General features: G+C 71.7%; 13 protein-coding genes. 9 read left to right on the top strand and 4 right to left on the bottom strand.

What is annotated here, in order from left to right; genetic code table 11:
- Window positions 1-19 precede the first annotated feature (19 nt).
- Window positions 20-772 carry an RDD family protein gene (locus PUR56_RS03120; RefSeq protein ID WP_329885325.1) on the bottom strand — a complete coding sequence of 251 codons (753 nt, stop codon included), beginning with the start codon at window positions 770-772 and terminating at the stop codon, window positions 20-22.
- A 695-nt stretch (window positions 773-1467) separates the two neighbouring features.
- Between PUR56_RS03120 and PUR56_RS03115 the strand changes: the two genes are divergently transcribed.
- The 6 genes from PUR56_RS03115 (at window position 1468) to PUR56_RS03090 (ending at window position 7115) form a co-directional block, all read left to right on the top strand.
- Window positions 1468-2322, top strand: coding sequence for a bifunctional methylenetetrahydrofolate dehydrogenase/methenyltetrahydrofolate cyclohydrolase (locus PUR56_RS03115; protein WP_329885324.1), 855 nt, complete (start codon window positions 1468-1470; stop codon window positions 2320-2322).
- An 18-nt stretch (window positions 2323-2340) separates the two neighbouring features.
- Window positions 2341-2760, top strand: coding sequence for a DUF3017 domain-containing protein (locus PUR56_RS03110; protein WP_329885323.1), 420 nt, complete (start codon window positions 2341-2343; stop codon window positions 2758-2760).
- Between the two features lie 226 nt (window positions 2761-2986).
- Entirely contained in the window at window positions 2987-3979 is a 993-nt protein-coding gene (locus PUR56_RS03105; protein ID WP_329885322.1) for a malate dehydrogenase, read from the top strand.
- Between the two features lie 188 nt (window positions 3980-4167).
- Window positions 4168-5493, top strand: coding sequence for a hemolysin family protein (locus PUR56_RS03100; RefSeq protein WP_329947737.1), 1326 nt, complete (start codon window positions 4168-4170; stop codon window positions 5491-5493).
- 30 nt (window positions 5494-5523) lie between these two features.
- Window positions 5524-6564 (top strand): tryptophan--tRNA ligase, encoded by a 1041-nt coding sequence (gene trpS / locus PUR56_RS03095; protein ID WP_329885320.1) that lies wholly within the window; start codon window positions 5524-5526, stop codon window positions 6562-6564.
- 62 nt (window positions 6565-6626) lie between these two features.
- Window positions 6627-7115, top strand: coding sequence for a 2'-5' RNA ligase family protein (locus PUR56_RS03090; protein ID WP_329885319.1), 489 nt, complete (start codon window positions 6627-6629; stop codon window positions 7113-7115).
- Here the strand turns inward: PUR56_RS03090 and PUR56_RS03085 are convergent.
- Window positions 7100-9607, bottom strand: a complete 2508-nt coding sequence (locus PUR56_RS03085) for a CDP-glycerol glycerophosphotransferase family protein (protein WP_329947736.1) — start codon at window positions 9605-9607, stop codon at window positions 7100-7102. The two genes, PUR56_RS03090 and PUR56_RS03085, sit on opposite strands and share 16 nt — an antisense overlap.
- A 185-nt stretch (window positions 9608-9792) precedes the next feature.
- The gene (locus PUR56_RS03080; RefSeq protein WP_329885317.1) at window positions 9793-13368 is read right to left on the bottom strand and encodes a bifunctional glycosyltransferase/CDP-glycerol:glycerophosphate glycerophosphotransferase; all 3576 of its coding nucleotides are present in this window, start codon (window positions 13366-13368) and stop codon (window positions 9793-9795) included.
- A gap of 150 nt (window positions 13369-13518) precedes the next feature.
- Between PUR56_RS03080 and PUR56_RS03075 the strand changes: the two genes are divergently transcribed.
- Complete coding sequence (locus PUR56_RS03075) at window positions 13519-14517, top strand: glycosyltransferase family 2 protein (protein ID WP_443034429.1); 999 nt, start codon at window positions 13519-13521, stop codon at window positions 14515-14517.
- An 89-nt stretch (window positions 14518-14606) separates the two neighbouring features.
- A complete protein-coding gene (locus PUR56_RS03070) occupies window positions 14607-15689 on the top strand; it encodes a YihY/virulence factor BrkB family protein (protein ID WP_329947735.1) in 1083 nt (360 codons plus the stop codon).
- 21 nt (window positions 15690-15710) lie between these two features.
- Here the strand turns inward: PUR56_RS03070 and PUR56_RS03065 are convergent, their stop codons facing one another.
- Window positions 15711-16928, bottom strand: coding sequence for a D-alanyl-D-alanine carboxypeptidase family protein (locus PUR56_RS03065; RefSeq protein ID WP_443034428.1), 1218 nt, complete (start codon window positions 16926-16928; stop codon window positions 15711-15713).
- Window positions 16929-17262: 334 nt separating this feature from the next.
- On the opposite strand from PUR56_RS03065, the gene PUR56_RS03060 reads away from it, so the two are divergent.
- Window positions 17263-19029: a recombinase family protein gene (locus PUR56_RS03060; protein WP_329947734.1), complete on the top strand. Its 1767-nt coding sequence runs from the start codon at window positions 17263-17265 to the stop codon at window positions 19027-19029.
- The last annotated feature ends 302 nt before the right edge of the window (window positions 19030-19331 follow it).

The raw sequence follows: 19331 nt of genomic DNA, 5'->3' as shown, positions 1-19331 counted from the left end.
TGCCTGGTGCGGGCGCGCGTTACTTCTTGATCACCAGGGTGCCGGCGGCACGGTCGTGCCAGCCCTGCAGCTTCCCGGAGTTGTCGAAGAACGGCGACAGGTAGACCAGTACGGCGCCGATGTAGCAGAGGAAGGCGCCGACGATCGGGATGATGAAGCGGATGAAGCCGCCGCCCAGGCCGGGGACCTGACCGGTGTTCTCCTTGACCACGCGCAGGCCCAGGGCCAGCTTGCCCAGGGTGGCGCCGGCGAAGGAGACCATCAGCCACTCGTACAGCAGGTTGAACACCGACAGTACGCCGATCATGATCATCATGGTGGCGAGGAAGCCGGCGGCGGCGTCCTGGTTCTGCTGGAGGCAGTCGTTGTACGAGGCGCTGCCGTAGCGGTAGGTGCTGCAGTCGTCGGCCTCCTTGGCGATGCCCAGCGCGCTGGCCAGGCCGAGCGCCATCACCAGCGCGATGACCGCGCCGATCGCGAGGCCGTCGATCAGGCGGGCGAGGAACCGCTGGCCCATGGTGGCGAGCTTCACCGTGCCCAGCTGGGCGATGCTGATGTAGCCGTTGTTCGCCTGGAGGGTGCCCGGCGCCGGCGCGTACGCGTACGCCTGCTGCTGCGGCACGCCGTAGGCCGGCTGCTGCGGCGGCTGCTGCGGGTAGCCGTAACCGGCGGCCGGCGGGGCCTGCTGCGGGTAGCCGTAACCGGCCTGCGGCGGCTGCTGCGGCTGCTGGGGCTGGTTGTACGGGTTGTTCGGGTCGGGCGGGTAGCTCATCGATGCCTCCGGGCAGATGGGGACGGTGGGGACGGGACAACGGAGGACCCGGATCGGACCGGTGGATCGGGTGGCCGGTCGGACGGGACGCTAGCGGAGCGCACTGACACCGGGGGCGTGAACAGCCCGGCGTGCGCCCCGATTCAGGACCGGGGGGACGGCGCGAACAGGGGGCGTGACGGCCCTGCGGCGGGCTGCGGCCCGCGTCGGCGGTAGGTCGTCGTCGGCGCGGTGCGATCTGGTCGGCTCACTCTGTTCTTCCCCCGGGTACGCCCCCGCCGGGTCTGTCCGTCGGCCCGTCACCGGGCCGGATGCGGCGGGGAATGCCCGCTCATCGTCAACCGGGCGGCCGTGCGCTGTCCAGCCGCGCCCGCGCGTCGGACCGGACTGTGGCGGAACCGCAATGTGACCCGCACGTTCCGTGCCCGTCCCGGGCCCGCGGGAGCGCGGGACGGGCCCGCCGCGGGCCTGCCGAGGGGCCCCCGGGGCCCCGACGGCCCGGGTCCGAGTGACCGGCGGTGCCGCGGCCACGGCGCGGACGGGACCGGACGGGACCGGACCGGTGCCCGGACGGGTGCCCGGACCGATGTCAGGGGCGGTGCCCGGGGCGGTGCCGCCGGCGGCTCGTGAGCCGTGGGCCGGACGGCGACGAGGCCGTGGCGCGGACGGTTGCGGGGATCCGGGAGAATGGGGCCATGACTGCGCAGATTCTCGATGGCAAGGCCACCGCGGCCGCGATCAAGTCCGAACTCGCCGCCCGCGTGGCGGTCCTCAAGACGAAGGGCGTCACGCCGGGCCTCGGTACCGTCCTGGTCGGCGACGACCCGGGCAGCCGCTGGTACGTCAACGGCAAGCACCGCGACTGCGCGGAGGTCGGCATCGCCTCGATCCAGCGCGAGCTGCCCGCCACGGCCACCCAGGAGGACGTCGAGAACGTCGTCCGCGAGCTCAACGCCGACCCGGCCTGCACCGGCTACATCGTCCAGCTGCCGCTGCCCAAGGGCCTCGACCAGAACCCCGTCCTGGAGCTGATGGACCCGGACAAGGACGCGGACGGCCTGCACCCGACCTCGCTCGGCCGGCTCGCGCTCGGCATCGAGGGCCCGCTGCCGTGCACCCCGCTCGGCATCGTCGAGCTGCTGCGCCGCCACGACGTGGCCATCGACGGTGCCGAGGTGGTCGTGATCGGCCGCGGCGTCACCGTCGGCCGTTCGATCGGCCTGCTGCTGACCCGCCGCTCCGAGAACGCCACCGTCACGCTCTGCCACACCGGCACCCGTGACCTGGCCTACCACCTGCGGAAGGCCGACATCGTGGTGGCCGCCGCGGGCGTGCCGCACCTGGTCAAGCCGGAGGACGTCAAGCCCGGCGCGGCCGTGCTGGACGTCGGTGTCAGCCGCAGCGAGGGCAAGATCGTCGGCGACGTGCACCCCGGCGTGGCCGAGGTGGCCGGCTGGATCTCCCCGAACCCCGGCGGTGTGGGGCCGATGACCCGCGCCATGCTGCTGAACAACATCGTCGTGGCGGCCGAGCGCCGCGCCGGCAGCTGACCCCGAGGGCGGAGAACGATGAGCGAACCGCGGCGGACCAGGCGCAGGCCGGTCAAGACCACCGGCACCCTGCCCCCCGAGGGCTCGGCGGCCGCGCTGGGCCGTGAGCACGCACTGCCGGTCCGGCAGTGGCCGATAACGCTGGTCCTGCTGGTGGTCGGCGCCGGCCTCGCGGTCACCTGGTTCGCGGACTTCGAGGACGGCTTCAAGTACGGGCTGCTCATCATCGGCGGCGGGGTGCTGCTCGGCGCGCTGCTCCGGCTGGCGCTGCCCGAGGTCGGCATGCTGGCGGTCCGCAGCCGGTTCACCGACGTGATCGTGCTGACCTTCCTGGGTCTGTCGATCGTGCTGCTGACCCTGGTGGCCCAGCCCAACCCGTGGCTGGAGCTGCCGCTGCTGGACAACATCGGCCAGCTGATCGGCCGTCCACGACGCTGAGCCGTCCACCGCGCCGAGCCGCCCGCAGGGCGGCGTCGCGGCCCCCGCCCGACCCGTCGGGCGGGGGCCGTCGTCGTCCGTGACCCACCAGCCGGGACCGCGACCGCGGCGTACGCTTCCCTTTGCGATACCCTGACGCCGGTTCTCTCGATGTCGAGAGACCGTCCTCGGCTCCGGCGCGCCGAACGTGCCTGGGGCACCTGGCGATTTGCTGGAGAAGGTAGAAATGACCCGCACCCCCGTCAATGTCACCATCACCGGAGCCGCCGGCCAGATCGGCTACGCGCTGCTCTTCCGCATCGCCTCGGGCCACCTGCTCGGTGCCGACGTACCGGTGAACCTCCGCCTCCTGGAGATCCCGCAGGGCCTCAAGGCCGCCGAGGGCACCGCCATGGAGCTCGTGGACTGCGCGTTCCCGCTGCTGCGCGACATCAAGATCACGGACAACCCGAACGAGGCCTTCGACGGCGCCAACGTCGCGCTGCTGGTCGGCGCCCGTCCGCGCACCGCCGGCATGGAGCGCGGCGACCTGCTGCAGGCCAACGGCGGCATCTTCGGTCCGCAGGGCAAGGCCATCAACGACAACGCCGCGGACGACATCAAGGTCCTGGTCGTCGGCAACCCGGCCAACACCAACGCCCTGATCGCCCAGCGCAACGCCCCGGACGTGCCGGCCGAGCGCTTCACCGCGATGACCCGTCTGGACCACAACCGGGCGGTCGGCCAGCTGTCGGCCAAGACCGGCACCCTGGTCTCCGACATCAAGCGCGTCACCATCTGGGGCAACCACTCCGCCACCCAGTACCCGGACATCTTCCAGGCCGAGATCGCCGGCAAGCCGGCCTTCGAGGCCGTCGGTGCCGACCAGGCCTGGCTGGAGAACGACTTCATCCCGACCGTCGCCAAGCGCGGCGCGGCCATCATCGAGGCCCGCGGCGCCTCCTCGGCCGCCTCGGCCGCCAACGCCGCCATCGACCACGTCCACACCTGGGTCAACGGCACCGCCGCGGGCGACTGGACCTCCATGGGTGTCGTCTCCGACGGCTCCTACGGCGTGCCGGCCGGTCTGATCTCGTCCTTCCCGGTCACCACCAAGGACGGCGCGTTCGAGATCGTCCAGGGCCTGGAGATCTCCGACTTCTCCCGTGGCCGGATCAACGCCTCGGTCCAGGAGCTGGTCGAGGAGCGCGACGCGGTCCAGGAGCTCGGCCTCATCTGAGTCCGCCCCGCAGTGCTTCGCGACGGCCCGCCCCCTCCGCACCGGAGGCGGCGGGCCGTCGCGCGTCCGGCCGTCGTGTGTCCGGCCCGTTCCCGGCCCGTTCCTCCGGCCGTCGCGCCTCCGGCCGCCGCCCGGGAGGCGGCGCGACGCGGCCGTCCCGGCGCCGCCCGGTCCTACACTGACCCGCTGTGAACGAAACCATCGAGGACGCCGCGCTCGTCCTCGTCTTCATCGCCCTGGGCGGCCTGTTCAACGTCGCCGAGATCTCGCTGATCTCGCTGCGCGAGGGCCAGATCCGGACGCTGGGGGCCCGGGGCACCCGGCGGGCCGCCCGGGCCGCGCACCTCGCGGCCGACCCGAACCGCTTCCTGGCCGCCGTCCAGGTCGGCGTCACCTGCATGGGCTTCCTCTCGGCCGCGTTCGGCGCCGACACGCTGGCCGGCAAGGTGGCTCCGCTCTTCGTCCGGGCGGGGCTCTCCGCGGGGGTGGCCGACGCCACCGCGCTGGTCGGCCTCACCCTGCTGATCAGCTACGTCTCGCTGGTGCTCGGCGAGCTCACCCCGAAGCGGATCGGCCTCCAGCGGGCCGACTCCATCGCGGTGCTGGCCGCGCCCGTGGTGGACGTCATGTCGGTGGTGCTGCGGCCGGTGATCTGGCTGCTCGGTCACTCCACCGACCTGATGGTCCGGCTGTTCGGCGGCGATCCGACCGCGGGGCGCGGCTCGATGAGCTCCGAGGAGCTCCGTGGCCTGGTCGCGGCCAACACCGAACTCGGCAGTGACGAAAGGACGTTGATCGCGGACGTGTTCGCCGCCGGCGAGCGCCAGCTGCGCGAGGTGATGGTCCCGCGCACCGAGGTGACCTTCCTGGACGCCGAGCGCCCGCTGGCCGAGGTCCGCGAGCAGGCGGGCACCTCCCCGCACTCCCGCTACCCCGTGGTCGAGGGCAGCTACGACGCGGTGACCGGCTTCGTCCACGTCCGCGACCTGTACGGCGCCCGCGGCGAACGGGCCGCCAAGGTCCGTGACCTGGCCCGCCCGGTGAAGCTGCTGCCCGGCACCAAGCGGGTGCTGGCGGCGATGGGCGAGATGCGCCGCGAGGGCCACCACCTGGCGATCGTGGTCGACGAGTACGGCGGCACCGCCGGCATCGTCACCCTGGAGGACCTGGTGGAGGAGGTGATCGGCGAGATCCGTGACGAGTACGACAGCCAGGAGCCGACCACCACCCGCCGGCTGGTCGGCGGCGGCATGGAACTGGACGGCCTGCTGAACCTGGGCGACTTCGCCGAGGAGACCGGCGTCACGCTCCCCGAGGGCCCGTACGAGACGGTGGCCGGCTGCCTGGTGGCCGCGCTGGGCCGGCTGCCCGTCGACGGCGACGCGGTCCGGATCCCGGCCGGCCCGGGGGAGGAGGTGCTGCTGACGGTGGCCAAGGTGGAGGGCCGGCGGATCGCCCGGGTCGGGGTGAGTGCGGTCACACTGACGGAACCGCCGGGGGCAGAGGTTTCCTGACCGGTCGGTGGAACTGGAACAATGGCCCGCATGGTCAACGCAGCGGTCACTGGTCCGGTCAAGGACCGTCCCCGGGTTCTCTCCGGGATCCAGCCCACCTCCGGCTCGTTCCACCTCGGCAACTACCTCGGCGCGGTGCGCCAGTGGGTCGACCTGCAGGAGGACAACGACGCCTTCTACATGGTGGTCGACCTGCACGCGATCACGGTCGAGCAGGATCCGGCGACGCTGCGCGAGAACACCCGGGTCTCCGCCGCCCAGCTCCTCGGCGCCGGGCTGGACCCCGAGCGCTGCACCCTGTTCATCCAGTCGCACGTGCCCGAGCACGCGCAGCTCGGCTGGGTGATGAACTGCCTCACCGGCTTCGGCGAGGCCTCCCGGATGACCCAGTTCAAGGACAAGTCGGCCAAGCAGGGCGCCGCCGGCACCTCGGTCGGCCTCTTCACCTACCCGGTCCTGCAGATCGCCGACATCCTGCTCTACCAGGCGGACGCCGTCCCGGTCGGTGAGGACCAGCGCCAGCACCTGGAGCTCACCCGCGACCTCGCCGAGCGGTTCAACACCCGCTACAGCCCGACCTTCACCGTGCCGAAGCCGTACATCCTCAAGGAGACGGCCAAGATCCTGGACCTCCAGGACCCGGGCGCCAAGATGAGCAAGTCCGCCTCCTCCGCCAAGGGCCTGGTGAACCTGCTCGACGAGCCGAAGGCGAGCGCCAAGAAGTTCAAGAGCGCCGTCACCGACACCGGCACGGTCGTCTCCTACGACGAGGAGGAGAAGGCCGGCGTCTCCAACCTGCTGCGGATCCACTCGGCGCTCAGCGGCCAGTCGATCGACCAGCTGGTCGCGCACTTCGAGGGCAAGATGTACGGCGCCCTGAAGACCGAGCTGGCGGAGCTGTTCGCCGACTGGGTGACGCCGTTCCAGCAGCGCACCCGGGGCTTCCTGGACGACCCGGCCGAGCTGGACCGCGTTCTCGCGCTGGGCGCCGAGAAGGCCCGTGACGTGGCGTCGCGGACGCTGGAGACGGTGTACGACCGGATCGGCTTCCTTCCGGCCGCCAAGCGGTGACTCCGCTGACGAGCCTGCCCGGTGGTGGCGGTCTTCCCGGGACCGTCACCATCGGCGTGTCCGTGAGCGTCCCGGATCCGTACGGCTCGGCGATCCAGGACGCGCGGGCCGGGCACGGCGACCCGCTGGCCCGGTCGATACCCACGCACGTCACCCTGCTGCCGCCGACGGAGGTGCCGGCCGAGGCGCTGCCGAAGATCGAGGAGCACCTGGCGGCGGTGGCGGGCGCGCACCGGTCGTTCCGGATGGTGCTGCGCGGCTCCGGCTCCTTCCGCCCGGTCTCCCCGGTGGTCTTCGTCCGGGTCGAGGAGGGCGAGCAGGAGTGCCGGCTGCTGGAGGCGGACATCCGCTCCGGCCCGCTGGCCCGGGAGCTGGCGTTCCCGTACCACCCCCACGTGACGGTGGCCCACGGGCTCGCCGACGACGTGCTGGACCAGGCGTACGAGCAGGCGCGGTCGTTCCGGGCGGCGTTCCCGGTGCCGGGGTTCAGTCTCTCCCGCTTCGACGACGACGAGGTCTGGCGGCCCTGGCGGGCCTACGACTTCGGCTGAGCGCGTCCGAGTCCGAGCATCCGGTCGACCACCCGGCCCGCGGCGCCGCCGTCGTCCAGCGCGCAGTGGACGTCCCGGAAGCGCCGGTGGCGCTCGGCGTGCCCGGCGGGCAGCCCGCCGTCGTCGGCCAGTCCGCGCAGCGCCGCGACCACCTGGTCGGAGTCGTCGAGCAGCGGCCCGGGGGCCTGCGACTCGAAGTCGAAGGTGAAGCCGCGCAGGGTGTCCCGGTAGTGCGCCAGGTCGTAGGTGAAGAAGAGCATCGGGCGGCCGGTGACCGCGAAGTCGAACATGACGGACGAGTAGTCCGTGACCAGCACGTCGGCGATCAGCAGCAGGTCCTGCACGTCCGGGTAGTCGCCGCAGTCCCGCACGAAGCCGTCCCGGTCGCCCGCCAGCGGCTCGCGGACGTGCGCGTGCTGGCGGACCAGCAGGACGTGGTCGCGGCCGAGCGCCTCCCGGGCCCGGTCGAGGTCGAGCCGCAGGTCGAGCCGGAAGCCGTCGCCGTCCGGGCGCTGCTGGTCCTCCCGCCAGGTCGGCGCGTACAGCACCACCCGCTGGCCGTCCGGGACGCCGAGCCGGCGGCGGACGGCGGCGGCCCGTGCGGTGTCGGGCCGGGCCAGCAGGTCGTTGCGGGGGTAGCCGGACTCCAGGATCTCGCCGCGGTAGCGGAAGGCCCGGCGCAGGTGCGGGGTGGCGAAGCCGCTGGGTGAGACCAGCAGGCTCCACTGCGGGGTCTCCCGGGCGAGCGCGTCGAGGTAGCCGTGGTCGGCGAGCCAGGGGTTGTCGACGTCGTGGGCGATCCGCTTGAGCGGGGCGCCGTGCCAGGTCTGGACGACGACCTGGCCGGGGCGGCGGCGCAGGAAGTCCGGGAAGTGCGTGTTGCCGACCAGGTACCGGCTGGTGGCCAGGGCCCGGTACCACTCGGGGCTCCAGACCCGCACCGCCCGGACCCCGGGCGGCAGCTCGGCCTGGCCGTCGTCGATCACCCAGAGGTGTTCCAACGGGGCTCCCCGGCGCACGAGTTCGGCGTGCACGGCACGTGGCGAGTCGGCGTAGCCGCGCCCGCCGAAGACGTCGTACAGCACGGTCTCGCGCAGCGGCTCGCGGCGGGCGGCGGGGTAGCCGGCGGAGCGCTGGCGGGCCTGGGTCCAGGCGCTGCGCTCGGTGGCGGTGAGGACGGGCGTGGAGTCCAGCAGCAGGGTGTCGTGCCAGCGCCGCTGGAGCAGGACGCGCTTGCCGCCGGCCCGGGCGGCGGCCGGCAGGGCGGCCAGGACGGCGGGGGCGGCGATCAGCGGGCGCGCGGGGCCGGGCCGTCCGACCGGGTGGAGGGCAGCCTCCCAGAGCCCCTTGCGCAGCGGCAGTTCGGTGCCGTCGGAGCCGGTGCGGGTGGCGGGCAGCCGGACCAGGAACCGGTGGTCGGGGCCGAGGTCGACCGGCCGGCGGATCTCGCTGCCGGTGCCGCTGTGCCGCAGCACCAGTTCCAGCGGTCCGGGGGCGGGGCAGTGGCCGGTGAGCTCGAAGCCGCCGCTCCGGACGGCGAGCCGTTCGACGTAGCCGGCGGCGGGCTGGACGCAGAGCTGGAGCCGGCCGTCGGCGAGGTGCTTGAGGTAGAGCGCCCGGTCGTCGGTGCCGGGCAGCCGGTGCTGGCCGGCGACCGGGCCGTGGCGCTCGTCGAGGACGAGTGGTCCGGCGGAGCCGTCGGGGCGGAGCAGCTCCGGTTCCCAGTGCTCCGGCTCCTGGCCGCCGCGCCCGTCGGCGGTGAACGGCCGGTACGGCAGGTGGACGGCGAGGGACCGCCCGGAGGTGGTGACCGGGTGGATCAGGACGGCGCCGCTCTCGCGGTGGCGCAGTCGCAGCACGGTGCCGGCCGGGCAGGGGGCGGTGGTGGCGCCGCGCAGCCGCAGCCCGTCCGCCGCCGGGTCGGCGCCGGTGAGGCGGGCGCCGGGGCGTTCCAGCCGCAGGCTCAGCCGGCCGTCGGCGAAGTGCGGCTGGAGGCGGACGTCGTGGTCGACCCAGCGGGCCGGCGGGTACTCGCCGGAGCCGCACCAGTGGGCGCCGAGGGCGCCGTACTGCCGGCGCAGCCGGGTGGGGCGGGGACGGGTGAAGAGGGTGGCCTCGACGGTCCAGTCGCCGAGCAGCCAGTCGTCGCCGGGGCGGAGCCGGCGGGGTTCGACCAGGGCGGTGAAGCCGGCCCAGTCGTTGTTGTGGTCGGGGTGGGCGGCGTCGTCGGTGATCTCGGGAATGCGGCGCGGCCGGGTGGGGAGGTGGAGGGGCGGTTCGTGGTCGTCGCGACGCAGGGTGAGCCAGGTCCAGGCCGAGCCGGGGCGGGCGGTGTCCCGGTCGTCCGGGCGGGCGTAGCCGGTGAGTTCGAGGCCCCTGGCGGTCCAGCGGGCGCGCAGCAGCCCGAAGGCGGCGTCCTCGTCGCCCCCGGGTGACGGTTCGCCGGAGCGGGGTGCGGCGTGCGGGAGGACGAGCCGGGTGAGGACAGTCATCTTCCACGAACCTTTCTCGGCAAGAAATCGCGAAGTTACCGGGAAATGATTCCTGAAGTCAATTAAATGTTTACCTGAATATTGCCTGGGAGTTCTCTCGGAGAATGCGTTTTCGACGGTGCCCACGGAAAAGGGCGCCCGACGCGAACATCGCGTCGGGCGCCCTTTTCCGTGGACCGCGGCGGCTACGCCTCGCGGCTCAGCATCGCGTCCACCACCCGGGCGGCGGCCTGGCCGTCGTCCAGGTCGCAGTACTTCTCGCGGAACGCCGCGTACCGGTCGGCGTTCTCCGCGGCCACCTCGTCCACCCGGCCCAGCGCGGCGACCAGCTCCTCGGAGGTGGCCAGCAGCGGGCCGGGCGCCTCCTTCTCCAGCGGCAGCGAGAACCCGCGCAGGTTGTCGCGGTAGTGCGCCAGGTCGTAGGTGAAGAACAGGATCGGCTTGCCGGTCGCCGCGAAGTCGAAGACCGACGCCGAGTAGTCCGTCACCAGCACGTCGGCGACCAGCAGCAGCTCGGCGGTGTCCGGGTAGCTGCTGACGTCCCAGACGTAGCCGTTGCCGGCGCCCGGGATCGGCTCGCGCACGTTGGAGTGCCGGCGGACCAGCAGCACCTGGTCGTCGGCCAGCGCGGCCTGCGCCGCCTCCAGGTCCAGCTGCAGGTTCAGCTGGTAACCGCCGTAGTGGCGGCGGCGGTCCTCGCGCCAGGTGGGCGCGTACAGCACGACCTTCTTGCCCTCGGGCAGGCCGAGCCGCTCGCGCACCTGCTCGGCGGTCTTCTCCCGGTCGGGGGAGAAGAACAGGTCGTTGCGCGGCAGACCACTCTCCAGGATCTCGCCCTTGAAGTCGAACGCGCGACGCAGCACCGGAGCCGCCCAGGTGCTCCCCGCGACCAGCAGGTTCCAGTTCGGGACCTCCTTGGCGAGGCCCTTCAGGTAGTGCGCGTCGGTGAACCAGACCTTCTCGAAGTCGTGGCCGATGTTCTTCAGCGGGGTGCCGTGCCAGGTCTGCAGCACGATCTGCCCGGGCCGGCGGACGAAGAAGTCCGGCAGGTGCGCGCTGGTCACGATGTACTTCGCGGTGGCCAGCGTCTCGAACCACTCGGGGCTCCAGAGCCGGACCGCGCCGGCCGTCTGCGGCAGGTCGGCCTGGAGGTCGTCACTGCCCCACAGGTGCTCCAGCGGCAGGCCGCGGCGGACCAGCTCCTCGTGGATCGCCCGCGGCGAGTCCGCGTAGAGCCCGCCGAGCGCCACGTTGTACAGCACCGTGTCGCGCAGCGGCGCCCGGCGGGCGGCCGGGTAGTCGACCTTCCGCAGCTGGCGCTGGCGCCAGCCGCTGCGCTCCTCCGGAAGCAGTATGTTCTCCGACTCCAGCTGCAGGCCGTCGTGGTGGCGGCGCTCCAGCACGATCCGCTTCCCGCGGGCCTCCACCTCCAGCGGCAGCGAGCCGAAGCACTCGGGCGCGATCAGCGCGTACGAGCTCATGTCCGGGTTGTAGACGACGCCGGCCGGGCGGAACGAGATGTTCCAGCCGCCCTGCGCGAGCGGCGCGTTGCCCGCGAACGAGGCCGTCGGCACGGCCGGCAGCGCGGTCCGGAAGCGGCCGTCCGAGATCTCCACCGGGTAGACGTGCTGCTCCTCGCCCCAGTGGTGGCGGACCAGCAGCTCCCAGTGGTGGTTGCCGGGCAGCGGGAAGGTGCCGCTGAGCAGGAAACCGTCCGCGCCGCGCGAGGTGATCTCGTGGACCACCGGCTGCAGCAGCTGGTCGGAGAGCTGCAGGTAACCGCCGGGGGAGGGCTTGGAGTACAGCGTGCGCTGCGCCGCGACCGGGGCCTCGGGGTTCAGCAGCACGTTGAGCTGCTCCGGGGCGTTGCGGTCGTCCAGGGCGATCGGGACGCTGAGGCCGTTGGCCAGCTCCAGGGAGGCGTCCCAGCGGTCGCGGGCGCGCTCCTCGGCGATCGGGTCCAGCTTCGCCCAGGCCTCGCGGACGGCGGTCAGCTCGGCCGTCGGGAAGGAGATGTGGAACGGCTGGAGCGTGCCGACCGGGGTGCCCTGCGAGAGCGGGAAGAACAGCTCGCGCTCGGACTCCACGTGGGTCAGCCGCAGCCGCGCCCCGGCCAGCCGGACGCCGGCGCGGGCGGCGCCGGAGATCTCGACCGTGTTGCCGTGCGCGGCCAGCCCGGTCACCCGGACCTGGACGTTCTCGACCCTGACGTAGACGCTGCCGTCGCGGACGAACGGCACGATCCGGACGTCCGGCTCGACCCAGTGCGAGGGCAGGTACAGCGCGGTGTCCGCCCAGCCGGCCCAGATGCGGCCCTTGTAGACGCCGCCCTTGCCGGCGCCGGCCACCAGGACGCGCCAGTTGCCGTCCTTCCACTGGCCCCGGTGCTTGAGCTTCGCCGGGTCGAGGGCGACGGTGAAGCCGGCCCAGTCGCAGTTGTACAGGTCGTGGTGGTTGGTGGCGGTGGCCTCGGGGCTGTACTGGGTCTTCATCGGCACGGCGACGACCCGGCGGCCCTTGGTCTCGCGCAGCACCAGCGTGCGGACCATGTCGAGCTTGTTGGCGGCGCCCAGCTGCTCCGGGTAGGCGTGCCCGGTCAGCCGCAGCCGGCCGCCCTCCCACGCCGACCCGTAGAGCCGGCTGCGGATGACGGTGGAGTTGCGCAGGCTCAGCAGGTTCGACGGCACGCTCTTGCGGCCGCCGCGCAGGAACGGGTAGTCGGCGTACGGGCGCAGCAGGCCCTTGGCGACGACGCCGCCGTTGCTCTCGCCCTCGTACTTGATCTGCTCGACGAACTCGTCGACCCGGCCCTGGAGGGTCAGGTGGTACTTCAGGCGCAGCGGCGCCCGGAGCTTCTTCACCGGGTCCGGGCCGATCGACCGGAGGAGGCGGCTGACGCACTTCACGTAGGCGTCCCGGTACTCCTTGTCGCCGTCCACGACGGACCAGAAGAACATCGGGAGCTCCTCGACGAGGGTGTTCTCGTCGTAGGTGCGCAGGTACTCGGCGAAGCGCGGCTCGGTCTGCTTCTTCAGCCAGCCGCGGACCAGCTCGACCGAGGTGACACGGTCGATCAGGCCCTTCGGGTTGGTGCGCATCTGCGTGATCGACATCTCGCCGACCTCGCGCTCGCGCCAGTGGTAGATCGGCTCGGAGAGCACGTCCACGCTCTTGGCGAGGTAGTGGTGCGGCACGCTGACCGGCGCGTCCTCGTACAGGATGCCCTCGGGGTAGAGGATGCCCGCCGCGTCGAAGAAGGAGCGGCGGTACACCTTGTTCCACGCGGTGCGGTCGGTGACCAGCGAGGGGATCTCGGTGATGTGCGTCTTGAGCACGGTCTTCGCGAACGGGCGGCTGTGGCCGCCGGACTGGTAGTAGCCGATCGCGCGGAACCGCAGCACGTTGCCGGTGGCGAAGTCCGAGCCGGTCTCGTCGAGCGTGTTGATCATCAGCTCGTACGCGCTCGGCGGCATCGAGTCGTCGCTGTCGACGAAGCAGAGGAACTCGGAGTCCGGGTCGATGTGCCGGATACCCGTGTTGCGGGCCGCGCCGAGGCCCTTGTTGACCTGACGCACCAGGCGGAACCGCGAGTCCTCGGCGGCGTAGGCCTCGGCGAGTGCGGCGCTGGTGTCCTTCGAACCGTCGTCGACCATGACGCACTCGAAGTCGGTGAACGTCTGGGCGGCGATCGAGTCGAGACACTCCACGAGGTAGCGCTCGACGTTGTAGATCGGGACGACGATGGAGAGGCGGGGAGCCATCGGCTACGCAGGCCTTTCTCGGGAAGGAGCGTGGCAGCCCGTTCGGGGTCTGACCGCACTTTGAATCGGTGCGTACGTGCCTGTCGATCCTACCGTCCGGCCCAAGGGGCCCCCGGGCAACCGTGGTCCGCCGGCCACTACCCTGTGCCCATGCCCCGCTTCAGCGTGATCGTTCCGGTCCACAAGGTCGAGGAGTACCTCGTCGAGTGCCTCGACTCGGTGCTCGGCCAGGGTGGTCCGGACCTCGAACTGATCGCGGTGGACGACCGCTCCCCGGACGGCTGCGGCGCGCTGCTCGACGCGGCCGCCGTCCGCGACCCGCGGGTCCGGGTGCTGCACCTGCCGGAGAACGTCGGCCTCGGCCGGGCCCGCAACGCCGGCCTCGACGTCGCCACCGGCGACTACGTGGTCTTCCTGGACAGCGACGACACGATGACCCCCGGCCTGCTCGAGGCCGTCGACGACCGGCTCGCGGCCGGCGGCGACCCGGACGTCCTCGTCTACGACTACGCCCGCACCTACGCCGACGGCCGGATCACCCGGGCCGCCTCCTCGCACGTCTTCGGCGCGGCCTCCCCGGCCGTCTTCGACCTCGCCGCCCGCCCGGACCTCCTCGACCTGCTCCAGGTGGTCTGGAACAAGGCCTACCGGCGCGACTTCGTCACCGCGCAGGGCCTCGCCTTCCCGGCCGGCTACTACGAGGACACCCCCTGGACGTACCCGGCGCTGCTCGCCGCGCGGAGCATCACCCTGCTCGACCGGGTCGGCGTGCACTACCGCCAGCGCCAGGAGGGCGGCAACATCCTGGCCACCGCGAGCCGCCGGCACTTCGACGTCTTCGCCCAGTACGACCTGGTCTTCGCCTTCCTGGACGGCCGCCCCGGACTGGACCACTGGCGCCCGGTGGTCTACGGCCGGATGCTGCACCACCTCAACACCGTGGTCTCCCGGCCCGGCCGGGTCCCGCCCGGCGACCGCCGCGAGTTCTTCCGCCGCGCTGCCGCGCACTGCGCCCGGCTCCGCCCGGCCGGCTACCGCCCGCCCGCCGGGGTGGCCGGGATCCGGGCCGAGCTGCTCGCCCAGGGCCGGTACACCCCCTACCAGGCGGTCCGCGCGCTGGCCCGGGCCCGCCGGCTGGTGCGGCGCTGACGCTCCGCCCGCGGAGCGGGTCGGCGGACCTGCCGGTGCGCCGGGGAGTCTGACGGCCATTCGGGCGACCTGCCGGTATAACCGGACGGGTGGACTTCCTGACCCGCCTTCCGGTGATCGGCCCGCTCGTGGCACGGGTGCTGCACAGCCGCCCGTACCGTGCCTACGAACACTTCACCGCCGTCCGCGGCAACCGGCTGGCCGGCGCGGTCACCTTCTTCGGCTTCCTCGCGCTCTTCCCGCTGCTCACGGTGGCGCTGGCGATCGCCGTCGCCACCCTCAGCGACGCCCGCGTCCAGGACATCCAGGACCGCATCTCCGAGCAGCTGCCCGGTATCTCGGACGCGCTCAACCTGCCCTCCCTGGTGGCCAACGCCGGCGCGGTCGGGCTGGTCAGCGGCGTCCTCCTGCTGCTCTCCGGGCTCGGCTGGGTGGACACCATGCGCACCTCGATCCGGGACGTGTGGCAGCTGCCCGACGAGGAGGGCAACCCGCTGCTGCGCAAGGGCTGGGACTGCCTGGTCCTGGGCGGCCTGGGCGTGGTCTCGCTGTTCTCGCTGGGGGCCTCGGCCGCAGGGACGACGCTGGCCGGCCGGATCGCCGACTGGATCGGCCTGGGCCGCGGCGGGCCCGGCGGCTACCTGCTCACCGGCGTGGGCCTGCTGGTCGCGGTCGCCTCGGCGATGCTGCTCTTCGCCTACCTGCTGGCGCCGTTCGCGCGGATCGGCGGGCAGCGCCGGCGGGTCGTGCTGCAGGGGGCGCTGATCGGTGCGGTCGGCTTCGAGCTGCTGAAGATCCTGCTCTCCTCCTACCTCGGCTCGGTCGCGGGGAAGAGCCTCTACGGCGCCTTCGGGGTGCCGGTGGCACTGCTGCTCTGGATCAACTTCGTCTGCCGGCTGCTGATGTACTGCGTGGCCTGGACGGCGACGGCCGACCCGGAGGCCGCCCGGGACCGGGTCCGCGAGCGGGCCCGCACGATGGTCGAGGCCGCCGACGAGGCCGTCGACCAGGCCGCCGACCCCGCGAAGCCAGGAGCGAAGGCCGGAGCGACGAAGGCCGGAGCGGAGGCCCCGGCCGGAGGCGCTGCGGACGGCGGCACGGACGGCGGGCGTGAGAGCGGCCCCGGGGGCGAAGCGGACGGCGGCGCGACGGAGGCCCGGCCCCGGACGTGAGACCGGGCCCCGTCACGGGTTTCAGCCGCCGGCGGCGCGCCGCCGGTTGAGCAGCAGCAGCCCGGCGGCGCCGCCCGAGGTGAGGGCGAGCGCGACGGCGATCCAGCCGACCGGGCCGAGCCCGTCGCCGTCGCCGCCAGTGTGCGCGGCGGATGCCGTGTCCGCGGCGGTGGTCGTGGCGGCCGGCGAGGGGTGCGGCGGCGGTGCGGGTGCGCCGGCGGCGCCGCCCGCCTGGCCGGTCGGGACCGGTGCGGCGGTCTCGCCCTCCTCGACCAGCTTCCCGACCGGGCTGACCTTGCCGGCCGCGGCGAAGCCCCAGTCCAGCAGCGCCGCCGTCTCGTCGTAGACCTTCTGGTACGAGGTCGGGTGCATGACCGTCACCAGCAGGGTGCGGCCGTCCCGCTCGGCGGCGCCGACGAAGGTGGAGCCGGCGTTGGTGGTGAAACCGTTCTTCACGCCGATCAGGCCGGGGTACTTGCCGAGCAGCCGGTTGGTGTTGGCGATCCCGAAGCTGCCGCGCTGCCCGGTGTTCTTGTCCACCGCGCCGGGGAACAGCATGTCGCGGGTGGCGCAGTACCCGCGGAAGTCGGGGTTGCGCAGCCCGGCGCGGGCGAACAGGGTCAGGTCGTAGGCCGAGGAGACCTGGCCCTCCGAGTCGTAGCCGTCCGGCGAGACCACCCGGGTGTCCCGGGCCTGGAGCGCCTCCGCCCGGGCCTGCATCTCGGCGACGGTCTGCTGGACGCCGCCGTTCATGTGCGCGAGGACGTGCACCGCGTCGTTGCCGGAGCTGAGGAAGACCCCGCGCCAGAGGTCCTCGACCCGGTACTCCAGGTCCTCCTTGATGCCGACCAGGGAGCTGCCGGCGCCGATCCCCTGGATCTCCGCGTCCGCGACCTTGTGCACGGCGTTGCGGTCGAACTTGGGCAGCACGGTGTCGGCGAAGAGGATCTTGAGGGTGGAGGCCGGGGCCAGCCGCAGATGCGGGTTGCTGGCCGCCAGCACCTCGCCGGACACCGCGTCGGCGACTATCCAGGACTGCCCGGTGAGATCGCCCGGCAGGGCCGGGGCGCCGGCCAGTGGCGCCACCTGGACCCCGGGGAGGCCCAGCCGCTCGCCGCCGACCGCGGCCGGCGGCGGTGGTTCGTTCGGGGCCGCGACGGCCACCGGGGCGGCGAGGAGGAGCGGAAGGGCCGCGACGGGCGCGGCGATCACACGTGCGAGCTTCGAGCAAGTGGGCACCAGCAGACGGTACCCAGTGCAGGCCCCCGCCGTCCGCCACTCCGTCGTCCTCCGCCGCAGGAGGGGCCCGCCGTACTCCGAACGGCCGCCCGCGCATACTGGGGAGGCACGTCGTCTTCACCGCTCCGCCGCCTTCACCGCGTCGCCCCGCCGCCCCGCCGCCCCACCGTCCCACCGAGGAACGCCCCATGAAGCTCAGTCGCCGCACCTCCTGGTTCCTGACCGCCTTCGGCGTCTGGTCAATGATCATCTGGACCACCTTTGATGAGAAGGTACCTAGCAAAGCTTCGGCAAAGCGGAAAGCGCAGGTCAGACGGTGCGGCAAGCTCAGAACATGGCAACCTTTCTCGCTCCGGGCATCCCCTCGGACCAGCTAGACGTCGTCCGGGTCGGGCTGTACGCCCGTCAGTCCAGCAAGCGGCCGGACGCCTCCGAGGCGTCGCCCGAGGCACAGCTGAGCGCCGGTCACGCCCTGGTGGCCGCACGCGCCACCAGCAAGTGGCAGGTGGTCCGGGAGTACAAGGATGTGGGCAAGTCGGGGTGGGACCCGAAGGTTGTCCGGCCGGACTTCGAAGAAATGATGCTCTCCGTCGAACGCGGGGAATTGGACGTCATTGTTGTCAATGAGCTTTCGCGCCTGACCCGGCAAGGCGCTTACGAAGCCATGACGATTGACAAGAAGCTGCGCGAGTACGGCGTGCGACTTGTCAGCGTTCAGGAGCCGTTCCTTGACACCAGCAATCCTGTCGGTGAGGCAGTTTTTGCGCTCATCGCTGCGCTGGCCAAGCAGGACTCCGATATCAAGGCGGCCCGCACCGCCAGCGCAAAGGACGAGATTCAAGCCGTCGGTGGACGCCACTCCTCCACCCCACCTTTCGGGATGAAGGCCCGCCGCGAGATGATCGGAAAGCTCACCGTCACCACGCTTGAGCCCAATGAGGATCATTGGGAGGAAGCGGGGATGGCCTACGCCGAGGTGGTCCGGAAACTGGTTGGCCTGGCGTTCAAGGGGTACGCCTACAACCGTATTGCGGCAACCATGAACCAGGAAGGCGTACCCGCCCCGGGCACCACGGCGCAGCGCAACACCGAAGCGCGCAAGAAGGCCGTCCTGGAACGCGGATTCCCTGGCAGGCAGCGGACTGGGATCATTTGGCGGGCGCAGACCGTGCGTCACATCCTCACGCATCCCTGTATCGGAGGGTTCGCCTCCGCACGTCTCCCAAAGGGCCCCAAGGGTACACTGACCAACGTCATTGCCCGGGACGGGTCAGGGGCCCCTCTTACGCCACACAAGGGCATCATCCCCGGCCAGACATGGCTAGAGCTTCAGGAGAAAATCGGTCAGCGCGGCCTTGCTGAGCGGCAGTACGAGAACAGCGTGCCGGAGCTGCTTTCGGGGTGGAAGTTCTCCCGCTGCGCCAAGTGTGAGGGCTCGATGGGCAAGAGCGGGCGGTACTACATGTGCGCAAACCCGATTGGGCATGGCGGCCTTTCCGTGCAGATCACCCACCTTGACGACTTCGTGGCCCGCCGGGTGTGGGCAAAGATCAGCAATGCCGATCTCTCCGACCCGGAAGACCAGGCATGGCTTGTGGCAGCTGCCGTACGGTTTGCAGAGCAGCAGGACCTTGCCGGAGTCGAGGACGAACGGGCCGAAACGCAGGCGCACCTTGACCACGTCCAGCAATCCATCACGGATCTTTATGCGGACCGGAAGGCAGGCGTCTACAAGGGGGAGCGTGGAGCGGCGGCATTCCAGGGAACCATGCTCCAATACCTGGAATACGAGGAGACGTGCTTTGAGCGCCTTCGAGAACTGAACGATAAGTCGGCGAATGCGGTGCAGATCCCGGCGGAGTGGTTTGCTGCTGAATCTGACCCGCTGGGACCGGAGTCCCCGTGGGCAGGATGGGACGTCATCAAGCGTCGGCAGTTCCTCGATTTGTTCCTCTCCGGCGTAGCCGTTGGCCCTGGGCGGCGCGCTGACCGGTCCGTAATCCCTGTTGCCGACCGCGTCACCCTGGATTGGCGACCGACACCCGCACCCGAAGAGCTGGCGCACATTATGGGGAACAAGCGCCCGCTGGTGGTCATCTGACGATTCGCCGGAGCCGGCCCGGATTGCAGAGATTGAGTCTCTGTGGTCCGGGCCACTTTTGTGTCAGCGAGGTGCGACGACTGAATGTAGTTTGCCTCTTGGCAAGATCGCACAGCGAGTGTCTGACCTGCACGAATGTAGAAATGTAGAAATGTAGGGGTCCCCACATCCACCCTAAGTGCATCTAGATCCCTCTTACGGGGGAAACCGAGAGGCTCGACACTCCTACATTTCTACATCCATGCTGGTCAGAACGAGTGCCGCTCGGCGCTGGCTGCATGGAACTACATGGGGCCGACCAT

Origin of the sequence: Streptomyces sp. BE303 (assembly GCF_036290945.1) — a bacterium.
Taxonomy (GTDB): Bacteria; Actinomycetota; Actinomycetes; order Streptomycetales; family Streptomycetaceae; genus Kitasatospora.
The sequence above is the reverse complement of the archived record's forward strand: the minus strand, read 5'-3'. Positions and strand labels throughout refer to the sequence as shown.

Excerpts from the sequence above, each read along its gene's own strand:
- PUR56_RS03075 (WP_443034429.1), top strand. The coding sequence starts at position 13,519 with ATGCCCCGCTTCAGCGTGATCGTTCCGGTCCACAAGGTCGAGGAGTAC.
- trpS (WP_329885320.1), top strand. The coding sequence starts at position 5,524 with ATGGTCAACGCAGCGGTCACTGGTCCGGTCAAGGACCGTCCCCGGGTT.
- PUR56_RS03080 (WP_329885317.1), bottom strand. The coding sequence starts at position 13,368 with ATGGCTCCCCGCCTCTCCATCGTCGTCCCGATCTACAACGTCGAGCGC.
- PUR56_RS03060 (WP_329947734.1), top strand. The coding sequence starts at position 17,263 with ATGGCAACCTTTCTCGCTCCGGGCATCCCCTCGGACCAGCTAGACGTC.
- PUR56_RS03105 (WP_329885322.1), top strand. The coding sequence starts at position 2,987 with ATGACCCGCACCCCCGTCAATGTCACCATCACCGGAGCCGCCGGCCAG.
- PUR56_RS03110 (WP_329885323.1), top strand. The coding sequence starts at position 2,341 with ATGAGCGAACCGCGGCGGACCAGGCGCAGGCCGGTCAAGACCACCGGC.
- PUR56_RS03120 (WP_329885325.1), bottom strand. The coding sequence starts at position 772 with ATGAGCTACCCGCCCGACCCGAACAACCCGTACAACCAGCCCCAGCAG.
- PUR56_RS03115 (WP_329885324.1), top strand. The coding sequence starts at position 1,468 with ATGACTGCGCAGATTCTCGATGGCAAGGCCACCGCGGCCGCGATCAAG.
- PUR56_RS03085 (WP_329947736.1), bottom strand. The coding sequence starts at position 9,607 with ATGACTGTCCTCACCCGGCTCGTCCTCCCGCACGCCGCACCCCGCTCC.